Source organism: Klebsiella sp. LTGPAF-6F (assembly GCF_001753185.1).
In the GTDB taxonomy this organism is placed as follows: domain Bacteria; phylum Pseudomonadota; class Gammaproteobacteria; order Enterobacterales; family Enterobacteriaceae; genus Klebsiella; species Klebsiella michiganensis.
In genome coordinates this window covers 3,476,710-3,501,205 of record NZ_CP017450.1, presented here as the reverse complement: position 1 = coordinate 3,501,205, position 24,496 = coordinate 3,476,710, and the positions used below count along the sequence as shown (strand labels likewise).

Annotated in this window: 27 protein-coding genes and 3 tRNA genes; 11 read left to right on the top strand and 19 right to left on the bottom strand. The window is 54.8% G+C overall.

Features of this window, described 5'->3' with window-relative positions; translation table 11 throughout:
- Positions 1-199 precede the first annotated feature (199 nt).
- Positions 200-592, top strand: a complete 393-nt coding sequence (locus BJF97_RS16395; protein ID WP_014229620.1) for a YdeI family stress tolerance OB fold protein — start codon at positions 200-202, stop codon at positions 590-592.
- A gap of 21 nt (positions 593-613) precedes the next feature.
- Complete coding sequence (locus BJF97_RS34735) at positions 614-763, top strand: hypothetical protein (protein ID WP_004851580.1); 150 nt, start codon at positions 614-616, stop codon at positions 761-763.
- A gap of 37 nt (positions 764-800) precedes the next feature.
- Here the strand turns inward: BJF97_RS34735 and BJF97_RS16390 are convergent, their stop codons facing one another.
- Entirely contained in the window at positions 801-2,411 is a 1,611-nt protein-coding gene (locus BJF97_RS16390) for an FAD-NAD(P)-binding protein (RefSeq protein ID WP_032692938.1), read from the bottom strand.
- A gap of 236 nt (positions 2,412-2,647) precedes the next feature.
- Positions 2,648-2,854, bottom strand: a complete 207-nt coding sequence (locus BJF97_RS16385) for a transcriptional regulator (RefSeq protein ID WP_032719240.1) — start codon at positions 2,852-2,854, stop codon at positions 2,648-2,650.
- Positions 2,855-3,013: 159 nt separating this feature from the next.
- On the opposite strand from BJF97_RS16385, the gene BJF97_RS16380 reads away from it, so the two are divergent.
- The 4 genes from BJF97_RS16380 to BJF97_RS16365 are packed head-to-tail and all read left to right on the top strand — an operon-like array spanning position 3,014 to position 5,516.
- The gene (locus tag BJF97_RS16380) at positions 3,014-3,517 is read left to right on the top strand and encodes a hypothetical protein (protein WP_014838676.1); all 504 of its coding nucleotides are present in this window, start codon (positions 3,014-3,016) and stop codon (positions 3,515-3,517) included.
- Between the two features lie 9 nt (positions 3,518-3,526).
- Positions 3,527-3,973 (top strand): DUF421 domain-containing protein, encoded by a 447-nt coding sequence (locus BJF97_RS16375; RefSeq protein ID WP_004136748.1) that lies wholly within the window; start codon positions 3,527-3,529, stop codon positions 3,971-3,973.
- A gap of 12 nt (positions 3,974-3,985) precedes the next feature.
- Positions 3,986-4,504 carry a 2-oxo-tetronate isomerase gene (locus tag BJF97_RS16370; protein ID WP_009653693.1) on the top strand — a complete coding sequence of 173 codons (519 nt, stop codon included), beginning with the start codon at positions 3,986-3,988 and terminating at the stop codon, positions 4,502-4,504.
- 22 nt (positions 4,505-4,526) lie between these two features.
- Positions 4,527-5,516 (top strand): SDR family oxidoreductase, encoded by a 990-nt coding sequence (locus BJF97_RS16365; RefSeq protein WP_014229616.1) that lies wholly within the window; start codon positions 4,527-4,529, stop codon positions 5,514-5,516.
- On the opposite strand, the gene BJF97_RS16360 is transcribed toward BJF97_RS16365, so the two are convergent.
- The 11 genes from BJF97_RS16360 to mdtK form a co-directional block, all read right to left on the bottom strand.
- Complete coding sequence (locus BJF97_RS16360; RefSeq protein ID WP_032692916.1) at positions 5,513-7,138, bottom strand: alpha-amylase family protein; 1,626 nt, start codon at positions 7,136-7,138, stop codon at positions 5,513-5,515. The genes BJF97_RS16365 and BJF97_RS16360 overlap by 4 nt on opposite strands.
- Before the next feature lie 8 nt (positions 7,139-7,146).
- Positions 7,147-8,157, bottom strand: coding sequence for a cytochrome d ubiquinol oxidase subunit II (cydB, locus tag BJF97_RS16355; protein ID WP_032692915.1), 1,011 nt, complete (start codon positions 8,155-8,157; stop codon positions 7,147-7,149).
- Positions 8,157-9,560 (bottom strand): cytochrome ubiquinol oxidase subunit I, encoded by a 1,404-nt coding sequence (locus BJF97_RS16350; RefSeq protein ID WP_014229613.1) that lies wholly within the window; start codon positions 9,558-9,560, stop codon positions 8,157-8,159. The genes cydB and BJF97_RS16350 overlap by 1 nt, the downstream gene beginning before the upstream one ends.
- A 72-nt stretch (positions 9,561-9,632) precedes the next feature.
- Positions 9,633-10,505, bottom strand: a complete 873-nt coding sequence (locus BJF97_RS16345; RefSeq protein WP_014229612.1) for a manganese catalase family protein — start codon at positions 10,503-10,505, stop codon at positions 9,633-9,635.
- 19 nt (positions 10,506-10,524) lie between these two features.
- Complete coding sequence (locus BJF97_RS16340; protein WP_009653688.1) at positions 10,525-11,031, bottom strand: ferritin-like domain-containing protein; 507 nt, start codon at positions 11,029-11,031, stop codon at positions 10,525-10,527.
- Between the two features lie 32 nt (positions 11,032-11,063).
- Positions 11,064-11,561: a YciE/YciF ferroxidase family protein gene (locus BJF97_RS16335; RefSeq protein ID WP_014229611.1), complete on the bottom strand. Its 498-nt coding sequence runs from the start codon at positions 11,559-11,561 to the stop codon at positions 11,064-11,066.
- Between the two features lie 88 nt (positions 11,562-11,649).
- On the bottom strand, positions 11,650-11,835 hold the full coding sequence (locus tag BJF97_RS16330; protein ID WP_004136767.1) for a general stress protein: 186 nt from the start codon (positions 11,833-11,835) through the stop codon (positions 11,650-11,652).
- 444 nt (positions 11,836-12,279) lie between these two features.
- Positions 12,280-12,356: transfer RNA gene (locus tag BJF97_RS16325), tRNA-Val, on the bottom strand.
- Between the two features lie 4 nt (positions 12,357-12,360).
- Positions 12,361-12,437 (bottom strand) — tRNA-Val (locus tag BJF97_RS16320).
- 4 nt (positions 12,438-12,441) lie between these two features.
- Positions 12,442-12,518 (bottom strand) — tRNA-Val (locus BJF97_RS16315).
- Positions 12,519-12,728: 210 nt separating this feature from the next.
- Positions 12,729-14,102: an MdtK family multidrug efflux MATE transporter gene (gene mdtK / locus BJF97_RS16310; RefSeq protein WP_014229610.1), complete on the bottom strand. Its 1,374-nt coding sequence runs from the start codon at positions 14,100-14,102 to the stop codon at positions 12,729-12,731.
- A 229-nt stretch (positions 14,103-14,331) separates the two neighbouring features.
- Between mdtK and BJF97_RS16305 the strand changes: the two genes are divergently transcribed.
- Complete coding sequence (locus BJF97_RS16305; protein ID WP_014229609.1) at positions 14,332-14,967, top strand: riboflavin synthase; 636 nt, start codon at positions 14,332-14,334, stop codon at positions 14,965-14,967.
- 29 nt (positions 14,968-14,996) lie between these two features.
- Here the strand turns inward: BJF97_RS16305 and cfa are convergent, their stop codons facing one another.
- Both cfa and punC read right to left on the bottom strand, forming a co-directional pair.
- On the bottom strand, positions 14,997-16,145 hold the full coding sequence (gene cfa / locus BJF97_RS16300; RefSeq protein WP_014229608.1) for a cyclopropane fatty acyl phospholipid synthase: 1,149 nt from the start codon (positions 16,143-16,145) through the stop codon (positions 14,997-14,999).
- A gap of 298 nt (positions 16,146-16,443) precedes the next feature.
- Positions 16,444-17,628 (bottom strand): purine nucleoside transporter PunC, encoded by a 1,185-nt coding sequence (punC, locus tag BJF97_RS16295; RefSeq protein WP_032692914.1) that lies wholly within the window; start codon positions 17,626-17,628, stop codon positions 16,444-16,446.
- Positions 17,629-17,740: 112 nt separating this feature from the next.
- Here punC and punR point away from each other — a divergent pair, with 112 nt between their 5' ends.
- On the top strand, positions 17,741-18,652 hold the full coding sequence (punR, locus tag BJF97_RS16290) for a DNA-binding transcriptional activator PunR (protein WP_014229606.1): 912 nt from the start codon (positions 17,741-17,743) through the stop codon (positions 18,650-18,652).
- 18 nt (positions 18,653-18,670) lie between these two features.
- On the opposite strand, the gene purR is transcribed toward punR, so the two are convergent.
- Positions 18,671-19,696: an HTH-type transcriptional repressor PurR gene (gene purR / locus BJF97_RS16285; protein ID WP_004851481.1), complete on the bottom strand. Its 1,026-nt coding sequence runs from the start codon at positions 19,694-19,696 to the stop codon at positions 18,671-18,673.
- A gap of 296 nt (positions 19,697-19,992) precedes the next feature.
- Here purR and cydH point away from each other — a divergent pair, with 296 nt between their 5' ends.
- Both cydH and BJF97_RS16280 read left to right on the top strand, forming a co-directional pair.
- On the top strand, positions 19,993-20,082 hold the full coding sequence (gene cydH / locus BJF97_RS34220) for a cytochrome bd-I oxidase subunit CydH (RefSeq protein WP_049082851.1): 90 nt from the start codon (positions 19,993-19,995) through the stop codon (positions 20,080-20,082).
- A gap of 164 nt (positions 20,083-20,246) precedes the next feature.
- A complete protein-coding gene (locus BJF97_RS16280; protein ID WP_032692912.1) occupies positions 20,247-21,413 on the top strand; it encodes an MFS transporter in 1,167 nt (388 codons plus the stop codon).
- A gap of 56 nt (positions 21,414-21,469) precedes the next feature.
- Here the strand turns inward: BJF97_RS16280 and sodB are convergent, their stop codons facing one another.
- Both sodB and BJF97_RS16270 read right to left on the bottom strand, forming a co-directional pair.
- Complete coding sequence (gene sodB / locus BJF97_RS16275) at positions 21,470-22,051, bottom strand: superoxide dismutase [Fe] (protein WP_014229605.1); 582 nt, start codon at positions 22,049-22,051, stop codon at positions 21,470-21,472.
- 124 nt (positions 22,052-22,175) lie between these two features.
- The gene (locus BJF97_RS16270; RefSeq protein WP_014229604.1) at positions 22,176-23,030 is read right to left on the bottom strand and encodes a C40 family peptidase; all 855 of its coding nucleotides are present in this window, start codon (positions 23,028-23,030) and stop codon (positions 22,176-22,178) included.
- A 339-nt stretch (positions 23,031-23,369) separates the two neighbouring features.
- On the opposite strand from BJF97_RS16270, the gene grxD reads away from it, so the two are divergent.
- Positions 23,370-23,717 carry a monothiol glutaredoxin 4 gene (grxD, locus tag BJF97_RS16265; RefSeq protein WP_004102692.1) on the top strand — a complete coding sequence of 116 codons (348 nt, stop codon included), beginning with the start codon at positions 23,370-23,372 and terminating at the stop codon, positions 23,715-23,717.
- A gap of 51 nt (positions 23,718-23,768) precedes the next feature.
- On the opposite strand, the gene rnt is transcribed toward grxD, so the two are convergent.
- Entirely contained in the window at positions 23,769-24,413 is a 645-nt protein-coding gene (rnt, locus tag BJF97_RS16260) for a ribonuclease T (RefSeq protein WP_014229602.1), read from the bottom strand.
- Between the last annotated feature and the right edge of the window lie 83 nt (positions 24,414-24,496).

Genomic DNA, 24,496 nt, shown 5'->3' with positions numbered 1-24,496 from the left:
GGCATTTTAGGATTATTCTATCGCAAGCCCGACGGTATATTTAGCGCCTTTTTAATGCTGCCCGGTGCTCATATTTACGCGGGCGGTGAAGTCGTAAAAAATATTTCCCGGGCGATTCATCAGGTACGGAACTTGTGAAAATGAACATCAGCAACCAGACTTATTAAGACAAGACAAAAATATGCCGGAGGTATGGTTGATGAAAAAATTACTGTCCGTTATTTTCTGTGCGCTAATGGCTCAGGGCGTTTATGCCGCGGATGACGGGGGATTTAAAAAAGATGCCGCTCCGCCGCCACCGCATAAAATTGACGATGGCTACCGCGGGACGGAGGACGGGCGAATTATGACCGTGCGCCAGGCCCTGGAAATGCACGATGGGGCAACCATCTCATTACGCGGCAATCTTATCGAGCAGCACGGTAATGACCGCTACAGCTTTCGCGATAAAACCGACACCATTGCAGTGATTATCCCCGCCGCGGTTTTTGATGGCCGCGAAGTGAAGCCCGATCAGATGATCAGCATCAACGGCAGCCTCGATAAAAAAATGACGCCGCCGGTAGTGCGGGTGGACCGGATCCAGAAATAACCGCTCAAGCAGGAGGAATTGATGTCCGTACAGCATCCAGCCGACCCGGATAAGCGGGGCCGTCATCCGTCGAAAGAGGACCCGCGCGAGCAGGGGGAAGTGCCGCGTAAAAGAGACGACAGCGAAGATCATAAAAAAGATCCCTGGCATCCCCAGCCTGAAAAGCGTTAACAATAGCCGCCCGTCAACGGGCGGCTATTTTTCTTTCCTACAGATCGAGCGGGGATAAACGCCTGCGCGAGCGGCTTGCCGGCTGGGATATCGCTTTCGCTATCGCCGCGCCGATCTCCGCGCAGGCGGTGATACCCTGAACGAAAGGCTGGTCGTGCATCAGCCAGGGAATGGCGGCGAACGCGATGCGCCCCCGTACTTCGGGCGGTTCCCGCAACGTATAGTCGTCACCGACATCAGGAATCTCTTCTCCGGTCGCCAGCAGCTGCTCCTTTAAATGCGGGAAGGGAAGATCTTTATTTTTCAGAGGCTTTTGCCCTCTGGCATCAATAAACACATCAAACGTATAGCGATTTTGTTCGCTGGTAATCACCGTTTTTTCCTGCTCTACCGCCATCTCATAGTCATGCCCTAAGGCGAGAATACTGATGACGCCCGCTTCGCGCAGCGCCAGCAGCCGGCGGATGGACTCCGAAGGAATGGCGGCATAGCAGTCGATAAAGACCCGCGCAAGGCCATTTTTGAAACGCTCCCGGTCATGGTCATTAAGGTGAGGCACCATCGCCTGAACGGCTTCATGCAGCCGCAGGATCGCGTAGCGCCAGGGAACCGTATATCGCGCGCGCTTGTTGCGCTCAACTTCTTCAAGGTTATCCAGCGCCCAGTGGAACGGATTATGCTGCTGGCGTTTAGCAAACCACGCCTCGCTGAAGCTGTCGGCGTTAAGGCTGTGAAGGGCGATATTTTCGCTCCATAGGGGGTCGGCAAGCGTGATTTCCTGCGCCACCAGCTCAAAGACGCGATCGAGCAGACCGTCGCTGCCCGCGGCGATGGCTTGTTCCATCGCGCTTTCGCTGACGATGCTCAGCGGCTCCCAGGGAATGGGGCAGTAAAAATCCGCTTCCGGCAAAATGCCGGAGCGCGACATCAGCACGATGCTTAGCGCCTCGCTTGCCTCGTCCAGCCTGAAGGCGAGGGCGTCATCGTCAGACCCGATAAACCGACCGTGCTGGACGGCGACGGCCATCGCGGCGTCAATTCCGCTTAGCGAGGTGCCCATAATGCCCACCCGGCAGGGGGGAATGCTGGCCTCCATGAGGCCAGACCACGGGCTGGGAAACCAGGTGCGGGTCGACTCTTCTTCATCGGGCCAGACGTGTCCGGTGGCGATCACCGCGAGGTCAAAGGCTTCGGCGACCGGCTCATCCTCGACCCACAGTCTGACCCCTTCTTCGGTCGCCTGCAGGTCGCTGACCCGGCAGGACTCATTGACCCGGATGCGAAAGCCCTGCTCCCTGGCCTCTCCGACCAGCGCAAGAAACTGGTCGCGAAAGTATTCACCCAGCAGGATGCGCGGTAAAAATTGACGATCGTGCAAAGCGTCGTAATCCACGCCATAGCGCGCAAGGTGCGTCCGGCTCTGGGCTTTCAGCCAGTCGAGATAGGTGCTCTGAATGGGGGGGATTTCAATGCTGGCGATATTGGCCAGCATCATGCGCGAATTCTCTTCATCGCTGTAGGGCATGCCCACGCCCGCTTCCTCGGCCTGCTCGTAAATTGACACGTCCAGCGGCTCGCCCTGTTTGAGTAATGAGAACAGGGTATAAATTCCGGTTGGACCTGCGCCGATAATGGCAATTTTCTTCATAATGACTGACCCGCCGTTGTTGTTATCACATTTGTTGTCGGTGGCCTTCCGCCAGTTGAAAAGCTCCACGATAGATCATTTCCGGGTAACGGAAATCTGGCCCAATAATTGTGGTTCAAAATGAGGAAGAGGGCCAATTGCTGGCGCGCCTCTTCCTCGGGGTATACATATTAACGACTTAACAGGCTGGATAACGCAGATGACAAAAAGCTGATGGGGATTGACCCCACCAGGATTCAGATGATTGATCGTCCCAATGAAACCGGGTGACACCATCGGGTTTTGTATTCACCTGACATCATGCCATATGAGTAGTACAGATTCAGATTATTCTCGGCGGCTTCTTGGTATAGTGCGGTGAGATTTTTCCACATGAGCATAGTCCCCAGGGAACCGGCATTGATATCTTTTCGATAACCGATATTGATGAAGTCCACAAACATTACGCCGTATGACAGATGCTGATGCTGCTCAACGAATAACAAGCGAGATGTCGCGTTTTGCTATTAATCCGGCTTTGGCGCGTCGAACTTGACATATTAAGCCGGGTTGCTATTTCTTAAACTGGCGCCCCGATAATAAGCGCAACGGTGAGGTGAAAAATGGCAAGTGAAAAAGAGAGGCTGCCCGGGATTAAAGAGAACGAATTTTTTCTTAATTTTGAATGCGCTGCCCGCCAGATAGGCCTCGGAATATTATTGGCGATCATACTGGCAGCCCTTTTGGGACTCTTTTCTGGAGGATATTTTAGCACTGCCGAAAAAACAACTGCGCAGCGCAATTTAACGGTGGCCTATGACCGCTTCGGTCGTTTGCAAACTGAATTCAGGCTAAAGATTACCGCCCATCCGCGGGTCGCGGATAAATATATTTTTAGCCTTGGCGGTGATTTTACCTCTTCTTTTGAACCTGGCAGTATCTGGCCCCGGCCAGACAGGATGTACAGTCAGAACGACCGGCTCTTTCTGGTCTATAATGATCTGAAAAGCATGCATAATTTTTCTATATGGCTCTACGTTACTCCAACCCGCCCCGGTAAGTTGAACCACTCTTTGCAGCTAAACGGCGAACCCGAAATCCGCTTCTGGCAATTTATTTATCCTTAGGAGGATGCGATGGAGATGGTCTTGCGTGCGTTAGCGATATATTTAATTTTGCTGGTGGTATTTAAAATCGCCGGCCGCCGGGCGCTATTACAAATGACCAGCTTTGATCTGATTTTATTACTTATTATCAGTGAGGCTACCCAGCAGGCGCTGCTGGGGAACGATTTTTCGGTGACCGGCGCAATGCTGACGATTATGACGCTGGTGGTCGTGGATATGCTTTTCGGATTAATGAAGAAATATACCGCTGGCGCAGAGTCAGCGCTTGATGGTTGCCCGGTGATTTTAGTCGAAAATGGCGTGCCGTTAATTGACAAGCTGAAAAAAGTGGACGTCTCCTGTGATGATATTCTGGTCGCCGCGCGGCAGAATCAGGGTATTACGGAATTAAGTAAAATCAAATATGCCATACTGGAACGGAATGGCCACATTTCTATTATTCCTGCTGAGAGTTAAAAAGGTCTTTTTATGTCAAATAACCCTTATAACCAGGCGAAAACCACCGGCGAGCTGACTAAACAGGTCGCCAGCGCGCTGATTGACCGTCGTTTACGCTTAACCACCGCGGAATCCTGCACCGGCGGTAGCCTGGCGGCAGCGCTGTGCGCGGAAGCGGATACGGCCGCATTCTACGATATTGGCTTAATCACTTTTAGCGATCGGGCGAAACAGCAGCTTCTCGACGTCAACGCCTCAACGCTGGAAAAATATAGCGCCGTCAGTCGGCAGACCGTTGAAGAGATGTCCACCGGCGCGCTGGCGCGTTCCGGGGCGGATATCAGTATCGCCATTAGCGGATATGCGGGGCCGGACGGCGGCGATGACGGGACGCCTGCGGGGACCGTCTGGTTCGCGTGGAACTTTCGCGGCAGTATCGACGCGCATAAAACGCTGTTTTCCGGCGAGTGCCAGGATGTTGTGGAGAAAGCCGTACGCTATTCACTGGCGATGCTCATCGAGAAACTGCCCGGCTGGCAGAGCGCATAACGCTTTTATTGTGGAGGTTTATATGGCAGTCATGGCGATCACTGGCGGTACTGCGGGAGTCGGTAAAGCAACGGCCCTGCGCTTTGCGCGGGCAGGCTATGACGTCGGCATTATTGCCCGCGATGGCCGAAGCCTTGAGGCGACGAAGCAGGAGCTCCTTCGTTGCGGCGTTCGGGTGCATACCGTGCAGGCCGATGTGGCAAATGCCGATGCGCTCTTGACCGCCGCCGGCGAAATCGAAAATCGGCTCGGGGCTATCGAGGTATGGGTCAATAACGCGATGTGTGCGGTGCTGGCGCCTTTCAGAGCGATGACCCACGACGAATTTAGACGGGTAACCGAGGTCACCTACCTCGGCTACGTCAACGGGACTCGCGCCGCGCTGGCGCTGATGACGCCCCGGGATCGCGGAGTGATTATCCAGGTTGGCTCCGCGCTCGCCTATCGCTCCATTCCGCTACAGTCCGCCTACTGCGGGGCAAAGGCCGCGATTCGGGGTTTTACCGATGCGGTGCGTACGGAGCTGATGCATGAAAATAGCGGCGTGAGTATTGCGATGGTACAGATGCCGGGGCTGAATACGCCGCAGTTCGAGTGGGCGCGCAATAAGTTTGCCTGGGCGATGCGCCCGGTGCCGCCGGTATTTCAGCCGGAAGTGGCCGCCCAGGCTATCTTCAACGTCGCGCGCCGGCCCGTACGCGAACTCTGGGTAGGGAGCAGCACGATTCAGTCCATTATTGGGCAATTTCTTTTCCCGGGCTTCCTTGACCGGCTGATGGTCAAAAAAGCGTGGGAAGGGCAAATGACCCGGCGCTTGAATGCCGACGACCGTCAGGACTATCTCGAACAGCCGGTCAGCGGATTGCATAAAACGCACGGGCGTTTTTCCTCTGAGGCGAAATATCGCGCCACCGCCATCACTTCCGGCGTGCCGGGAAAAGCGCTGCTGGGCGGCGCGGCAGCGGCGGGGGTACTTTTAGCAAAATGGTTTATCTCGCGTAAAAAACGCTAACGCAGCGCGCTACTGTTGGTCCAGAACCATCGATAGCCATATGCGCTAATCTCCAGCTTAGCGTGCTTACCGGGAGTGAGCGCGTCCGCGTAGGTTTTGTCGGCCAGGCAGGGCGTCCACACCGCCGCATAGATCCCTTTCGCGGTAAAACGCAGCGGTTTATCACTGAAATTAAGAAAGGCGATGACGCTGCGCTCGCGGTCATCGTAGCAGATCCCGAGAATCGCCTGCCGATCGGTGCTAATGATGCGGAAAGGCGCAACGGCGATTTCCGGGAATTCTGACCGCGTATTGGCGATATCAATAATACGGTGCAGGAGAGAATGGCGGTGCAGCAGGGAATCAGCGACGTTGACTTTCTGATAGCGAAACGGCCCCCGGTCGATCATGGGAGCCACAAACGTCTGCGGATCGGCTGCGGAGAAGCCGCCGCCCGCTGAACCGGCCCACTGCATCGGCGTACGCACCGCGTAGCGCTCTTCCAGCGCCAGGTCGTCACCCATGCCGATCTCATCCCCGTAGCGCATGATCGGTACGCCGGGCAGCGAAAAAAGCACGGCATGACAGAACGCCAGCCGCCGCCGGTCGCCGTTCAGCATGGGCGCCAGCCGACGGCGAATACCGCGCTGATAAAGGTTCATCTCCTTATCCGGCGCGAAGGCATCCAGCACGGTCTGCTTGTTCTTGTTACCGATCCCTTCAAGATCCAGTTCATCGTGGTTGCGCAGCCAGTTTGCGAAGCAGCAGGCGTCAGGAGGCACTACCATTTTCTTGATGGCCTCGATCAGCGGGCGGGCGCTCTGGCTGGCGAGGCTGACGTAAAAATATTTGTTCAGCCAGAAGTTAAGTACCATATTAAGTCGGTTATTATCGCCAAAATAGTCGCGATACTGCGCCACCTCAACGTCGACTTCGCCGAGCAGTATGGCCTGCGGATTATGTTGTTCAACCAGCCGACGCAGATGTTCCAGGAGCCATAGCCCGCGTTTCTCCTCGCCGCGTCCGGCCTGTTTCGTCAAATGCGAGGCGGCATCCAGACGAAAGCCGGAAACCCCCAGCTTCAGCCAAAAGATAACGATATTTTCGACCTCTTTGATCACCGCGGGAGAGGCCAGATTGAGATCGGGTTCATGGCGGTAAAACATATGGCGAAAATATTGCCCGGCTTCGTCATCCCACGACCAGATGCTCTCTTCGACGCCGGGAAACATGGGCGGCGTATTGTCATCATCGCTATCTGCCCACAGATAATAGTCGCGGAACGGCGAGCGACGGCTGCGCCGCGCTTGTTGAAACCAGGGGTGAGCGTCGGAGGTGTGCTGGATCAGCAATTCAATAATAACCTGCATGCCTAATTCGCGGGCCTGCTCGATAAAAGCAATGATATCCGCCAGTTGACCAAATCGCGGATCGACCTGCAGATGGTCGCTGACATCGTAACCCTCATCCAGAAACGGCGTCAGGTAGAAGGGCGTTATCCAGATCACCGTCGCGCCCAGTCGGCGAATATAGCGCAGCTTCGCCGCGATCCCGGCGATATCGCCGCAGCCATCGCCGTTAAGATCGTAAAACAGTGCTGAATCAATCTGATAGATAATGGCCCGCGTATGCCAGTCAGCCATAGCCCACCTCAGTGATAGCCTTCATTTCCGGAAACTTTGCCGCGGAATACGTAGTAGCTCCATGCGGTGTAAACCAAAATCACCGGAATGATAAGCAGGGTTCCTACCAGCATAAATAGCTGGCTGGCCGGCGGCGCGGAGGCTTCCCACAGCGTGATATGCGGAGGGATGATATTGGGCCACAGACTGATGCCCAGGCCGCTGAAGCCGAGAAAAATAAGCCCGAGCGTCAGGAGGAAAGGGCGGGCGTGGCTCGCGGGGTGAGCGCTCAGGCGCCAGATCCACAGGCTAAAGACGAGTACCAGAATGGGAACGGGCACAAACCAGTAGAAATTAGGCAGGGTAAACCAGCGTTCAGCAACGGACGGCCAGCCCAGCGGCGTCCAGACGCTGACCACGGCGATGACCGCCATCAGCGCCAGAAGCGTGTGGCGGGTCAGCTCACGCATGCGCTGCTGCAGCGCGCCTTCGCTTTTCATGATAAGCCAGGTGGTGCCGAGGAGCGTATAAGCCACCACCAGCCCTAAGCCGCAGAACAGGCTAAAGGGCGTCAGCCAGTCCAGCGCTGAGCCGATGAACCTGCGGTCGGCAACCTCGAAGCCGCTGATGACCGCGCCCACGACTATCCCCTGGCTAAAGGTGGCCAACAACGAGCCGCCCACAAATGAGTAATCCCAGAATTTTTGATGAGAGGGGGTGGCCTTAAAACGAAATTCGAAGGCGACGCCGCGAAAGATCAGGCCAATTAACATGGCGGTGAGCGGAATCGTTAGCGCATCGGTGATGACGGCGTACGCCAGCGGAAAGGCGCCGAATAGCCCCGCGCCGCCCAGCACAAGCCATGTCTCATTGCCGTCCCATACCGGGGCGACGCTGTTCATCATCACGTCGCGATCGTTGGCGTTGGGCACAAAGCTGAAGACGATTCCGATGCCGAGATCGAAGCCGTCCATAATGATATACATCAGCGTGGCAAACACTATGATGACAAACCAGATAACGGAGATATCGATGCCCATTAGCGAGTCTCCTCTTCAGGCACGGCCTCTGCGGCGGAAAGGGGGCGAGCCGGCGTACCGGAGGTTGTCGATGTCAATTCGCTGACGGGCTGAGGCCCTTTCTGAATCAGCCGGATAATGTAGTAATAACCTACGCCAAACACCGAACAGTACACCACGATAAAGACCAGCAGGCTGACGATCATTTGCGCTGTGCTGTGGAGAGAGACCGCATCCCGGGTGCGTAATAAACCATAGATGACCCAGGGCTGGCGTCCCGCTTCGGTCGTGATCCAGCCGGCCAACAGCGCCAGCAGCCCCGCCGGCCCCATCGCCAGCGCAAACCACTGAAAGGCGCGGGAGTGAAAAAGACGCTGCCGGTAGCGAAGCCACAGGCTCCATACGCCGAGGGCAATCATCAACACGCCCATGCCGACCATGATGCGGAAAGACCAGAAGACGATAAGGGAGTTTGGCCGATTCTGCGGCGGAAAATCTTTCAGCGCCGGGACCTGCTTGTTCAGGCTATGGGTGAGGATCAGGCTGCCAAGCGCAGGGATTTCCAGCCCGTATTTGGTGCGCTCTTCATCCATATCGGGCACGCCAAACAGCAGCAGCGGGGTGGCTTCTCCGGGTTTGTTCTCCCAGTGGCCTTCTATGGCAGCGATTTTTGCCGGCTGATGTTCAAGCGTGTTGAGCCCGTGCATATCGCCAACGATAGCCTGAACCGGCGCGACCAGCAGGGCCATCCACATCGCCATGGAAAACATTTTACGTATGGCCGGCGTATCATTGCCCCGCAGAAGATGCCAGGCGGCGGAGGCGCCGACGAACATCGCGCTGCTGAGAAAAGCGGCAATCGCCATATGGGACAGACGATAGGGGAAAGAAGGGTTAAAGATAATCGCCAGCCAGTCCTGGGGAATGACATGACCGTTTTCAATGGTAAAACCCTGCGGCGTCTGCATCCAGCTATTTGACGCGAGGATCCAGAAGGTTGACATCAGCGTGCCCAGCGCCACCATGCAGGTGGTGAAGAAGTGCAGGCCGGGAGGAACTTTGTTCCAGCCAAAGAGCATAACGCCTAAGAAACCGGCTTCGAGAAAAAAGGCGGTGAGCACTTCGTAAAGCAGCAGGGGGCCGGTAATGCTACCGGCAAACTGTGAGAAACCGCTCCAGTTGGTGCCGAATTGATAAGCCATGACCAGGCCTGAAACCACGCCCATGCCGAAATTAACGGCAAAAATTTTCAGCCAGAAATTATACAATGAGCGCCAGACGTCATCTTTTGTCCGCAGCCACATCCCCTCCAGCACCACCAGATAGCTGGCCAGTCCGATGGTAATCGCCGGAAAAAGGATATGAAAAGAGACGGTAAATGCGAACTGCAGCCGAGCCAGATTAAACGCGTCGAGTTCAAACATATTCCGGACCCCATCACAGAACACCCCCCCGAATTGAGCAGGGGGAAGTGATTAACAGCAGGTTATTGAGGATTAGGGCTTCTTCTTGCCTGCGCCGAGCTCTGCGCCGGTAAGAGGATCGCCATCCGGGTCGGATTGGGTTCGTTCCGCCATGGCTTTAACCAGCGCCTGCTGCTCGGCACTTAGCTTGACGCTGACGCCTCCGTCTCCGCCGTCGACTGCAGGCTGGGGATTCGCCACATACTCAAAGTGCCGATCGCTATTCCAGCTACCGCGAATGTCGTCGCCCTCTGACATATTGTAGTAGGTGCTGGCGTATTCATTGACGGGCGGTAATTTCCCCGGCGGATAGTTGTTTCTGATGGACTGGAGCGCTTTTTCGAAAGAGAGCTGATGAGCGGCTTCCCGGGTCATCAGAAAGGCCAGCGCATCCTTGACTCCGGGATCATCAGTGACGTTGATCAGGCGCTCATAGATGATTTTGGCTCGTGCCTCGGCCGCTACGTTGGAGCGTAAATCCGCGGTTGGCTCACCAATCGTATCAATATAGGCGGCGGTCCAGGGCACCCCGGCGGAGTTGGTCAGCGGCGTGCCTGCGCCATATAGCAAAGAGGTGATATGGCTGTCGTTACCGTTAGCGGTAAGCGAGCGGTACAGGTCGGCTTCGTTTTCCACGCCTTCCGCCAGGGCGCCTTTGGCCCCTTTATTGAGCATGCCAACCAGCGAGCCGATAATTTCAAGGTGGCTCAGCTCTTCGGTGGCTATGTCCATCAGCATATCTTTACGGCCCGGATCGTCATCGCTCAGGCCCTGAGTAAAATACCGGCATGCGGCGGCCAGTTCGCCCTGGGGCCCGCCGAATTGTTCCAGAAGGAGGTTCGCCAGTCCCGGATTCGGCTCGGCGACCCTTACGGTATACTGAAGCTGCTTAACGTGTCGGAACATAGGCTCTTATCCTTATTGCTTATTTTTTCGCTTCAACGCCTTCGGCTTCAGAGCGCAGTAGGAACTCTTCCGTTGTTTGCGGAATATGTTTCAGCAGCCAGTCGGCCATGGCCCGCTCTTCTGCCAGAATCGATTCGATAGCGGGGATTGAGGCGGTGTCGCCGGCTTTATTCGCGGCGGCAAGCAGGGAGGTATAACAGGCAATTTCAAACTGCTCAAATACATAACCGCTAATTGACCCTTTAACGATTTCATCGGAAGGGAACATCCCGCCAATGGATTGACCTAACGCGGCCATTTTGCTCATGGAATCCTTCAGCACCGAGCGTGATATATTATTACGGTCCAGAATCTCCTCCAGTACCGTAATTTGGCGTTTGGTTTCAGTTACGTGCTGTTGAATTCTGCTGCGCAGGTCAGGGTAATTATCGATGCGGCTCGCCATGGATTCCAGCATAGATTCTGCCTGCTTTTCCATTGCATGCGCATCGCGTAGCCAGTCGTGATAATGTTCAAGATAATTCATAATCAACTCCTTAATATTGGTTTACTCTCTGGCTATTTATTTTGGGCATCTTTATTAATATTGCCGACCGCCAGGTCAGTTAATTTAAGGTCGGTTGATTTTTCTTCTTCTAACGTTTCCGCTAAAAGTTTAACCGCTTTTTTATAGCCAAGCTGTTCTGCTAAAGTGGCGAGAGTGCCGTAGCTGGCAATTTCATAATGTTCAACCTTTTGCGCAGCGGCAATTAACGCCGCATCCCGCACTTCATTTTTCTCCGTGCTCTCAATAACTTCGTTAGCTTCTTCAATCAGCCCCTCCATGGCCACGCATTTCATCCGTTTGATTTTGATATCAGGCTCTTGTTCGACAATTTGATCGATACGTTCAATTTGCCCCTGAGTCTCCTCCAGGTGGGCTTTGAACGCGGCGCTAAGCTGTTCGCTGGACGCCGCTCTGGCGAGTTTCGCCAGGCCGCGGGTTAATTGTTTTTCTGCGCTATACGTATCCGATAAAAGATGAATAAAAACGTCTTCTATGCTCTTCATATTCATATTAATTACCTTTATAAACGGAGAATAACTGCGAGTCCGCAGACTCGCAGGTTACTCTTTTAGTTACAAGAGAATGAGGCGATTAATATCAGGAATTATCAGATTTACGCCCGCCGCCATGGCTATTTTGGCCGCCTTTTTTACCGGCCTCAGATGCGCGCTGCGGATCGTTTTTAAAGTTACCACCGCTGTGCTGACCGCCTTTACGTCCTGCTTCAGATGCTTTATCACGGTCTTCAGCGAAATTACCGGAACCACCACGATGTTCTGCCATATTTTCATACCTCTGTTGTTGAGTTTATGTCAGGAAGATACGCTTTAGGTACGTATCCGTTGTCGTTCAGAAATTAAATTTAGTCGTTATTTTTGAACAGTCAAACCGGTTTGTGGTGATATTTTTTGAAATACTCTGAATTGCACTGCTGTTACCGTTTCGCTTGTTTTTAATGAATGTCAGCATAACGGGTTATGATCTAACGAAAGATTTTTATTCGCGAGGGAATATCGGCGGGGCCGCTGCGTTAATAAATGCAGCGTAGACGCGGCGCAGGGCTTTACGTCAATTTACATAAGCGCGGGAAATAAGTTGTCGGAATGGTGAAAGATATTAAGGACACGACCGGGAAAAATCAGAAAATAGCGTATTGCCAGCGCTGAAAGTAATTTTCGGATATTTCAATGCGGGAGATAAAAGGCACCAGATCACGAGGCTGTGAAATGGTGCGTCCGAGTGGACTCGAACCACCGACCCCCACCATGTCAAGGTGGTGCTCTAACCAACTGAGCTACGGACGCATTATGGTGCGTTTAATTGGACTCGAACCAACGACCCCCACCATGTCAAGGTGGTGCTCTAACCAACTGAGCTATAAACGCATTATGGTGCGTTCAATTGGACTCGAACCAACGACCCCCACCATGTCAAGGTGGTGCTCTAACCAACTGAGCTATGAACGCAATGTTGCAGTGGCAACGGGGACGCATATTAGCGGGAGGGAGGGGTTGTGGCAAGAGGCAAACGTCACTTTTCTTCCAGATTTCTCACGATCGCAGAAGTTTTATCCATATTGGTTATATTTTACTGATGCAAAAGAATATTTCTTCACCAGCTTGAGAAAACGGCGCTGAATCAGCGCCGTTGGATAGCGACTTCGCTTCCGCGACGGGCTAGCGCGCCGCGCGTTGTAAAATGACGCTGGAAGGCTGACGCTGCAGGAAACGCATGCGCAGCATCATCATTACGGCGGCGGAGGTGAGGCCAATAATAAAGCCGCACCAGAACCCGGCGGGGCCCATGCGCGGTACCACGATATCGGTCAGCGCCAGCAGGTAGCCGCTCGGCAGTCCCAATACCCAGTAGGCGGTAAAGGTGATAAAGAAGATGGAACGCGTGTCTTTGTAGCCGCGCAGAATCCCGCTGCCGATCACCTGAATGGAGTCTGAAATCTGGTAGATCGCCGCCAGCAGCATCAGCTGGGACGCGAGGGTAACCACCTCGGGATTATCGTTATACAGCAGCGCGATTTGCTTGCGCATCAGGATGGTGAAAACCGCCGTGAAAACGGCCATGCACACCCCGACGCCGACGCCGGTTCTGGCCGAGGTCTGGGCCTCCAGCGTGGAACCCTGCCCGAGACGGAAACCGACGCGAATGGTCACCGCTGCCGCCAGCGAGAGCGGCAAGACGAACATCAGCGAGCTGAAGTTGAGGGCTATCTGATGCCCGGCGACGTCAACGATCCCCAACGGCGAAACCAGCAGCGCCACGACGGCGAAGAGGGTCACTTCGAAAAACAGCGCCAGCGCAATCGGCAGGCCCAGCTGTACCAGACGCTGGATGACGGCGAAATCAGGTTTACTGAAGCGCTCTGTGTGATGAATATCGCGCATCGAACGCGCGCGGCGCACCCAGAAGAGCATGCTGAAAAACATGACCCAGTAAACCGATGCCGTCGCCACGCCGCAGCCGATACCGCCGAGCTCCGGCATACCAAAGTGGCCGTAGATAAAAATGTAGTTCACCGGAATGTTGACCAGCAGACCGATAAATCCCATTACCATACCCGGTTTGGTTTTCGCCAGGCCTTCACACTGGTTGCGAGCGACCTGAAAGAACAGATAGCCGGGCGCGCCCCACAGCAGCGCCCGCAGGTAGCCGACCGCCTTCTCTGCCATCGCCGGGTCGATGTTATGCATTGAGCTGATAATGTAACCGGCGTTCCACAGCACAACCATCACCAGGAGGGAGACGAAGCCAGCCAGCCAGAACCCCTGGCGTACCTGGTGAGCAATACGCTCGCGACGGCCGGAACCATTCAGTTGGGCAATAACGGGCGTCAGGGCCAGCAGCAGGCCGTGGCCAAAGAGGATCGCCGGTAGCCAGATAGAGGTACCGATGGCGACGGCCGCCATGTCGGTGGCGCTATAGCCACCCGCCATCACGGTATCGACGAAGCCCATGGCGGTTTGCGCCACCTGGGCGAGTATAACGGGTATAGCCAGTGCTAATAACTGACGCGCTTCAATAAAATACTTCTGCACGTAAACACCTTTATATTGTTGTTATTGGAGGACTAAAAAAGCCGCCATATGTGGCAGCAAGAAGAAAAGCAGAGGGATTTGCCAGACTATTGTAGCGAGGATTAGCCATTTAGCCAGTGAAAAAATTCCACTGCACGTTGTGCGCTGGCAACCTGTTTTGCCACCTGTTATTGTTCGTCATAGCCTAAAACGGTACTGATACCGTCACGAATTTATACAGGAGCAAAATATGTTTACCGGTATTGTGCAGGGGACCGCCAAAGTGGTGGCGATCGATGAAAAACCTAACTTTCGCACCCACGTCGTGGAGCTGCCTGAGCATATGCTGGCGGGGCTCGAAACCGGGGCTTCCGTAGCGCACAACGGCTGCTGCTTGACCGTCACCTATATAGACGGAGCGCGAGTGAGTTTTGACCTGATGAAAGAGACCCTGCGTATAACCAATCTGGGCGAGGTCGGCGAGGGCGACAGCGTTAACGTTGAGCGCGCGGCGAAATTCAGCGATGAAATTGGCGGTCACCTGATGTCCGGCCATATTATGACCACCGCGGAAGTGGTGAAAATTCTCACCTCGGAAAATAACCGCCAGATCTGGTTTAAGGTTCAGGACCCGACGTTGATGAAATATATCCTTTATAAAGGCTATATCGGCGTAGATGGGATTAGCCTCACCGTCGGTGAAGTGACGCCAACCCGCTTTTGCGTTCATTTAATCCCGGAAACGCTGCAGCGCACCACGCTTGGGGTGAAAAAGCTGGGCGATCGGGTGAATATTGAAATCGATCCGCAGACTCAGGCGGTCATCGATACCGTCGAGCGCGTGCTGGCGGCGAAAGAGGCGGCACTGAAAACGGCGGCCGAGTAAAAAATACCCCCGCGACGCGGGGGATATTTTTAGCGGGCCACGCGCAGGCCGTGTTCGGCCCCGCGAGAAAAAACCACCTGCCAGAGCTGAATATCGCGCGCGCGGAAAGCGCCAGCGCAGGCATTCAGATAATAGCTAAACATACGTTTGAAGCGTTCCGAGTAGTTGTCGGCGATTTCCGGCCAGCTGGTGAGGAAGCGCTCATACCAGGCCATCAGCGTCGTGTCGTAGTCGGCACCAAAATTATGCCAGTCTTCCATAACGAAATGCGATTCGCTGGCTTCGGCAATATGGCGCACCGACGGCAGGCAGCCGTTAGGGAAGATATATTTGTTAATCCACGGGTCAACGCTATGATCGGTTTTTTTCGAACCGATGGTATGCAGCAGGAAACGACCGTCGGGTTTCAGATTACGATCGACCACATCAAAATAGGTGGCGTAATTTTTAGGCCCGACATGTTCGAACATGCCGACGGAAACAATACGATCGAAGCTTTCGTGCAGGTCGCGATAGTCCTGGAGCAGGATGGTGACGTCGAGGTCCGCGCAGCGCTGCTGCGCCATTTTCTGCTGCTCTGCCGAGATGGTCACGCCAACCACGCTGACCTGGTAATGTTTGGCCATGTAGTAAGCCAGCCCGCCCCAGCCGCAGCCGATATCCAGCACCCGCATCCCTGGCTCAAGCTCAAGTTTACGGCAGATCAGATCTAATTTTGCCTGCTGCGCGTCATCGAGAGTCTGCGCGTCTTTCCAGTAAGCGCAAGAGTACTGCATATAGGGGTCGAGCATGCGGCTGAACAGATCGTTACCTAAATCGTAATGCTCTTTACCGACAATCCAGGATCGTTTTTTACTTTGCAGATTGAATAAGCGTGCGCTGGCGATACGCAAGGTATCTTTGAAATGATGGGGAAGCTGATTTTCCAGACCGGCGCGTAAAACTTTATGGAAAAATATATCCAGCCGCTCACAATCCCACCAGCCGTCCATATAGCTCTCGCCTAACCCCAGCGACCCTTCCTGTAAAACGCGCTTAAAAAAGAGAGGGTTTTTAATTCGCAGGTCGGAGGGAGCAGGACCATTAATTTCAATGCCCGCACGGCCTAATAATTCAGCTGCAATTCGGTACCAGTCATCATTTGGTACACTTACTTCTTCTATACACGATGAACTCATAGCTTCTCCATCACGCCCAAGTGATCAGAACCTTAAAACAGCGTAGACGCTTTTTTGGCTTTGTGAGAAATCTCACGGATAATCCGTGAGGCTGCTATCCGACGTAGAACAGAGGAAGGGAGGTAACCCTTGCCGAAAGGCCTTCCATGGTGAAACGGGATGCATCCTGCTCCCGTTAAAATCAATTAGTTTTCTATTTATGTGACGCCGGATCCAGTATAGGCCGCTAAAAACAGGCTTTCAACAAAAATATCTTAGCAAGCTAATTACTGGATCTTAGCACTATCAGCACATTACCTTAAGCATGTGACGATTTTGTTTCCAGATGCGCGGCTTTGTGCTGCATGCGGTAGCCCATCCCGGCCAGCACGATGGAGACCAGCATCACGCTGGTGGTCGTTTGCAGCGGGGTGGCAATCAGCGTCGAGACCAGCAGGCTGGTAAGGAAACAGAGGCCAAGCTGCAGGGTGTTTTGCAGCGCAGCGGCGCGACCGGTCGCCTGCGGGAATGGCTTCAGGGCCTGCGCGACGACGATAGGGTAAATACCGCCATTCACCACCGCCATGGCGCAGAACGGAATCATCAAACCAACGAGCGTGGCGTTTTCCCGCAGGCCTACCAGCCAGGTGGCGGCGACGCTGAGGGCGAAAATCGTCAGCAGCCAGGGCAGAATTTGCTGGCCCTGCCATTTTTGCAGCGCCGCGCGGCAGCCATAACCGCCCACCAGAAACGCGATAGTTTGCGGAACGTAGCTCAGGCCGATAACGGTCGGGCCATAGCCCATTTCATGAAGAATAAACGGCGACCCCGTCAGCCAGGCAAAAAAGCTGGCGGAACAGGCGGCGTAGATGAGCACGTTACCGCTATACTCGCGCGAGCGCAGCAGGGTGAGAAACGTGAGCTTCTGCTGGGCGCTGGCAACCGGTTTGTTCGCTGGCTTCAGGCGCAGGGCGGGCATCAGCAGCAGCAGGGTAATCGCGAACAGCACGGCAAAAATAGCCTGCCATTCAAAATGGACCAGCAGCCAGCTGCCGAGCAGCGGCGCCAGCGCCGGCGATAAACCGACCAGCGGCATAATGGCGGCGAAAATCCGGTTGGTTCTTTGCGCTGGATAATAATCGGTGACCATCGCCTGCCAGGTCACCGCGGCGGCGCAAACCCCCAGGGCCTGAATAAATCGCAGCGCGAGCATCAGGTTGGCATCGCGAACCCACAGCATCCCCAGACAGCCGATAGCAAAAATGGCCAGCCCGCTCAACAGCACCGGTTTGCGGCCATAGCGATCGGAAAGGGGCCCCCAGAAAAGCTGGCCCAGCGCAAAGCCTGCCAGGAACAGGCTCAGGCTAGCGCTGACGGAGGCCGCAGAAGTGTTCAAATCTTGTTGCATGGCGGCGAAAGCCGGAAGATACATATCGGTCGCCAGAAAGCCCAGTACGCTGAGTCCTGCCAGCCAGACTAAAAATCCTTTCCCAGGTTGTTGCATCATCTTCTCTTTTTATTGTTGCAGGTACGATGGCGCAGAGTGTAGGGAGTGCATTAAGGCTTGTGAAACGCTAATATTTGTCAGGTGAATTCAAAAATTTTGCAGGCAGAAAATGTGGTCCGAATACTCGCTTGAAGTTGTCGATGCTGTCGCCCGTAACGGCAGCTTTAGCGCCGCAGCGCAGGAACTGCACCGCGTACCCTCGGCCGTCAGCTATACCGTGCGTCAGCTGGAGGAGTGGCTGGCGGTACCGCTGTTCGAACGCCGTCATCGTGATGTGGAATTAACGCCGGCCGGCGTCTGGTTTTTACAGGAGGGGCGTTCTGTTATCAAAAAAATGCAGATCACCCGCCAGCAGTGCCAGCAGATAGCCAACGGCTGGCGCGGGCAGCTCTCTATTGCGGTGGATAATATCGTTAAACCCACGCGCATGCGGCAGATGATCGTTGATTTCTATCGTCATTTTGATGACGTCGAACTGATTGTTTTTCAGGAGGTGTTCAACGGCGTCTGGGATGCGCTCGCCGACGGTCGCGTGGAGCTGGCCATCGGCGCGACGCGCTCAATTCCGGTAGGAGGCCGCTACGCCTTTCGCGATATGGGAATGCTGAGCTGGGACTGCGTCGTCGCGAGCCACCATCCGCTGGCCCAAATGGCCGGGCCTCTGAGCGATGACGTCCTGCGCAACTGGCCGTCGCTGGTCAGGGAGGATACCTCGCGCTCGCTGCCGAAGCGGACCACCTGGCTGCTGGATAACCAGAAGAGGGTGGTGGTGCCGGACTGGGATGCCTCAGAAACCTGTCTCTCCGCCGGACTGTGCGTCGGTATGGTACCCGGGCATTTAGCGCGCCCGTGGCTTGATAGCGGCGCATGGACGGCGCTGGAGCTGGAGAACCCCTTCCCGGACGCCGCATGCTGCCTGACGTGGCAGCAAAGCGATGCCTCGCCGGCGCTGCTATGGCTGCTGGATTACCTTGGCGATAGCGAAACGCTAAACCGGGAGTGGCTGCGGGCGCCGGAATGACCGACGCCGCGGGAAAGGTTAACGGCGATAATCGACAAACGGGCCGTCGGCCACGGAACGGCGCTCGACCAGGCGAGGGTGGACTTCAATCGACTGCGAGATTTCACGCTTATTAACGATGCGGTCCAGCAGCATGTTAAACGCCGCTTCGCCAAGAGAGTCTTTAGGCTGATGAATGGTGGTCAGCGCCGGGCTAAAGTAGCGGGCGTTGCGCACGTTATCATAACCGATCAGCGAAATATCCTGCGGCACGCGCAGACCCATTTCATCCGCCGCGCAGATGGCGCCCATCGCCATAATATCCCCGCCGCAGAAGATGGCCGTTGGGCGAGGGTGCTGGCCGAGAATCTGCTGCATGGCGCGATAGCCGGATTCCGGCTCAAAATCACCCTGCACAATCCAGTTTTCCGGAACGCTAATCTGCGCCTCTTCCATCGCTTTCATAAAACCTGCCAGCCGGCCTGCGCCGGTGTTACGCTCCAGCGGGCCGGGGATCACGCCGATATCGCGATGCCCGCGCTCAATAAGGTAGCGCCCGGCGATATAGCCGCCTTCAAAGGCGTTATCGACAACCGAGTCGGTGAAGTCGGCTTTTGCCTCGCCCCAGTCCATCACTACCATCGGAATATGGCGATACTCTTCCAGCATGCTTAACACCGACTCCGGATACTCGGAGCACATCACCAGCAGGCCGTCTACGCGTTTCTGCGCCATCATTGACAGATAGGCGCGCTGTTTCTCAGGGTCGTTCCACGCGTTGCCGAGGATCAGGGTGTAGCCCTTCTGGAAGCAGCTCTTCTCGACGGCTTCGATAATCTCAGCGAAATAGGCCGCTTCGCTGCTGGTTGCCAGCAGACCAATAGATTTGGTGTGATTGACCTTCAGGCTGCGGGCAACGGCGCTGGGGGAGTAATGCAGTTCTTTTATTGCCGCCCACACCGCATTGCGCGTCTCTTCCGCAACGAATCGGGTTTTGTTAATCACATGTGACACTGTTGTAGTGGAAACGTTTGCGCGCTTCGCTACATCTTTAATAGTTGCCATTACTTCTCACTCCAGACCTTGACCTGATCGTCTGTTTATCGGTACGTAAACGTTTGCCTGTACACACCCTGGCGCCAAAATTGAGCATGGCATCACGTCGGGAAAACGACACAGAACGACAGGAAGGGGTCAATGGCCGATACGCTTTCAAATTAGCGTGGGATTTTGTCCGATCTTGGGGCAAAGGGGAAGAGCAAAAATGTGCATCACTCTAAATCTCGGAAGATTTTTACGCTATTCTGTGTAAAAATGAGCAAGCTCACTTTTCATGTGGGGATAATCAGGGGGAAAAATTGATGGATACAAATTTAAAGTTTTCGCTGACGACAACGATTATTGTTCTTGGTTTGATTGTTGCCGCAGGCTTGACCGCCGTACTGCACTAATTATGCGATAAGGGAGGGGCCGCTCTCCCTTTCTCTCCGCCATTATTATCATTTTCGCAAAAATCTTTTGCCATTTCGTTCACTTTTGTTTTTCTGTGATTGATGTCATGCTTTTGACTTCTGATGAGATGCCGTCGCGGAAGGCGGCCTGATGGAGTCCCTGCATGAAAATCAATTTTCCCCTGCTCGCGCTGGCGATCGGTGCCTTTGGTATCGGCACAACCGAGTTCTCCCCGATGGGGCTATTACCGGTTATCGCTAAAGGCGTGGACGTTTCGATTCCGGCGGCGGGAATGCTGATTAGCGCCTATGCCATCGGCGTGATGGTCGGCGCGCCGCTGATGACTCTGCTGCTCTCCCACCGCGCGCGCAGAAATGCGCTGATCTTCCTGATGGCGATTTTTACCCTCGGTAACGTACTCTCTTCCATTGCTCCGGATTACACCACGCTGCTGCTGTCGCGCATTATTACCAGCCTTAACCACGGCGCCTTCTTCGGCCTGGGTTCGGTGGTGGCGGCGAGCGTTGTGCCAAAACACAAACAGGCCAGCGCCGTGGCGACGATGTTTATGGGGCTGACGATAGCCAATATCGGCGGCGTTCCCGCGGCGACCTGGCTGGGCGAAACCATCGGCTGGCGGATGTCGTTTCTTGCCACGGCGGGGCTGGGCGTGATTGCGATTATCGGTCTGTGGTTTTCTCTACCGAAGGGCAGCGTCGGCGAGCGCCCTGACGTCAAGCAGGAGCTTTCCGTGCTGATGCGTCCGCAGGTGCTGTCGGCGCTGCTGACGACGGTACTGGGGGCAGGGGCGATGTTCACGCTTTATACCTATATTTCTCCCGTTTTGCATACCATCACCCACGCCTCTCCGCTGTTTGTGACCGCCATGCTGGTTCTGATTGGCGTCGGCTTCTCGCTGGGTAACTACCTTGGCGGTAAGTTTGCCGACCGTTCCGTTAGCGGGACGCTGAAGGGCTTTCTGCTGCTGCTGATGGTTATCATGCTGGCGATCCCGCTGCTGGCGCAATCGCAGGTGGGCGCGGCAATCAGTATGGTGGTCTGGGGCGCGGCGACCTTTGCGGTGGTGCCGCCTTTGCAGATGCGCGTGATGCGCGTCGCCCACGAAGCGCCGGGGCTGTCATCATCGGTCAATATTGGGGCTTTTAACCTCGGAAACGCGCTGGGCGCGGCGGCGGGCGGCGCGGTCATCTCTGGCGGCCTGGGCTATGCCTTTGTCCCGGTGATGGGGGCGATTATCGCAGGCGTGGCGCTACTGCTGGTGCTGTTCAGCGGCCGGGCGCAGCCGGAAGAGGCGTTCGCCAACCGTTAATATTGCGTGAAGTCATACAATAACCGCAGAAGCTGCAAGGCTTCTGCGGTTTGCTTTTATGCAGCCAGATTAGCAGCAACAAACTTCCAGTTTACCAGCGCCCAGAAGTGCTCCAGATAGTTCGGACGGGCGTTACGGTAGTCGATGTAATAAGCGTGTTCCCAGACATCCACGGTCAGCAGCGGAGTCGCGTCGCTGGTCAGCGGCGTACCGGCGTTGCTGGTGGAGACAATGGCCAGGCTACCGTCGGCGTTTTTCACCAGCCAGGTCCAGCCTGCGCCGAAGTTTTTTGCCGCTGCGTCGGTGAATTTGGCTTTGAAATCAGCGAAGCTGCCGAAGGACTTAGCGATAGCCGCCGCCAGTTCGCCTTGCGGTTCGCCGCCGGCGTTCGGCGCGAGGCAGTTCCAGTAGAAGGTGTGGTTCCAGACCTGAGCGGCGTTGTTAAAAACGCCGCCATCGGAAGAACGCACGATCTCTTCCAGGGTTTTGCCTTCAAAGGGGGTGCCTTTGATCAGGTTATTCAGGTTGGTGACGTAGGCCTGGTGGTGTTTACCGTAGTGGTATTCCAGGGTTTCTGCAGAAATGTGCGGCGCCAGGGCGTCTTTTGCATATGGTAATGCAGGTAATTCGAACGACATTGCTACTCTCCTTTTTATAGTTTGCCTGCGTAATAACCATGTATTACGCAGGGTAATAATAGTAGCAAATTAAAAGATGTGGCAAAAGAGAGAGTTACCCTGTCGCCGCAGCGACAAGGCACAATTAGCGAATGGTTTTCGGCGTCATGACGCGACGTGCGCCCACGTAGTGGCGTACCCAGTAATCGTCGCTTAATGAGGTGATCTGAATGTCGCGGCCGGTACGCGGAGACTGGATAAATTTGCCGTTGCCAACGTAAACCCCGACGTGATCGGCAGTGCCGCGCCCGCGGGTGCGGAAGAAGACGAGATCCCCGCTTTGCAGCTCACCGCGATCCACAGGACGGGCGTCGCGCAGGTGATACATCTCATTGGCGGTGCGCGGAATGTGAATTTTAACCAGGTCCTTATAGGCGTAATAGACCAGACCGCTACAATCAAACCCGGTACGCGGAGAGGTGCCGCCCCAGCGATAGGGTTTGCCAATCTGATCCATCAGCTTGGACATGGCGGTGCTTTGCGCCTTTTGTACCCGAGCTTTATGCGCGTCGGCGATGGTCAGCTGCGGCTCGTCGGCAACCGGTTTGCAGCGGGTTTTATAGCCTTTACGCACCACGCACTTTTTCTGCACGCTTGCGGTTGCCATCTTGCTTTCCGCTATCGACCTTGTCGAACTGGCGCACAGTTTTTTATAGCCTTTGCGCAGAACGCATTTTTTTGTGGCGCTGGCAGTCTGGCGTGACGCGGTTGATTTGCTGCGGCTGGCGGTCGACGTTTTCTTGCTGGGGGTTTTGGCGGTGGTTTTACTTTTAGAACTGGCTGCTTTTTTCTTACGCTCTGCGGTCGTGCCCTTGGCCGGATGCGCTTTTGGCGTGGCCGAAGCGTGCGTATGCCCGGAAGCATGCGCCAGCGGCGTAAGTGAAATAGATGTGAAAAGTAATGCACAGAGCGAAATCGCGATTTTGTTAAGACGCGCCACTGAGCAATCCCCTGATTAAATTACAGACATATACAGATGCCTGACGATGAATGACAAACCGCATCGATTCTAAAGCATAAAATCGTGGAGAGTTACTACTCTTTTGTATCTAACGTCTCGTTTGGTTAACATTTGCAAAAAAATGCTTCCGTCAACGGTACCCGCGCATGAAAAACGCGCAATGCGTTGCCGCGTATAGCAATAAAATGATATTTTTAAGGCAACTTATGCCGACAGAAGATAAAATGTGGCAAGTGAAAAAAATGTTATTATCGGTCCTGCGCCCAGGGCGCTACAATGACAAATTACTGCCGTAAAGAAGTTTAAGGAAGCACGACAATGAGCACGACTTTAGAAAAAATCCAACGTCAAATCGCTGAAAACCCGATCCTGCTGTACATGAAAGGGTCGCCGAAGCTGCCAAGCTGCGGTTTCTCCGCTCAGGCCGTTCAGGCGCTCTCCGCCTGTGGCGAACGTTTTGCCTACGTCGATATCCTGCAAAATCCGGACATCCGCGCAGAGCTGCCGAAATACGCTAACTGGCCGACCTTCCCGCAGCTGTGGGTTGACGGTGAACTGGTCGGCGGCTGTGACATCGTGATTGAAATGTATCAGCGCGGCGAACTGCAGCAGCTGATCAAAGAAACGGCCGCGAAGTACAAGACTGACGAACCGAAAGCAGAGTAATTCGGCTGCCAATAAAAAAGCGACTTCCGGTGAAGTCGCTTTTTTTATCGCTTACTCTTCGGCCACGGGTAATGGCCAGCCGCCAAGGCGCTTCCAGCGGTTGACGATTTCGCAGAACAGCTGGGCGGTTTGCTGGGTATCGTAAAGCGCCGAGTGTGCTTGAGTACCATCAAATGCCATTCCCGCGGCAATACAGGCTTTCGACAGCACCGTTTGACCCAGCGCCAGGCCGCTCAGAGCCGCGGTATCGAAGGTCACGAACGGATGAAAGGGGTTACGTTTCAGGCCAGCCCGCTCTGCCGCCGCCATGGTAAAGCTGTGATCGAACGTGGCGTTGTGCGCGACCATAATCGCGCGGCTGCAGTCGCTCTCTTTCATTCCCTTGCGGACCATTTTAAAAATCGCGTGCAGCGCATCGTATTCGCTCACCGCGCCGCGCTCGGGATCGTTAGGGTTAATACCGTTAAAAGCCAGCGCTTCGGGCTGCAGGTTGGCGCCTTCAAAAGGCTCAACATGAAAATGCAGCGTTTCGTCCGGCATCAGCCAGCCTTCCTCATCCATTTTCAACGTAATAGCGGCGATCTCCAGCAGGGCGTCGGTTTTGGCATTAAATCCGGCGGTTTCAACATCGATTACCACAGGATAAAAACCGCGAAAACGGTCGCACAGACCATTAAGTTGAACGTTCTCGGACATCAGATTCTCTTAGCTGGAAAAAAGTAGCGCGCATTATGGCAAATTTTGCCGCGGCTTGCAGCAGGAAGGGGATAAAACAGCAG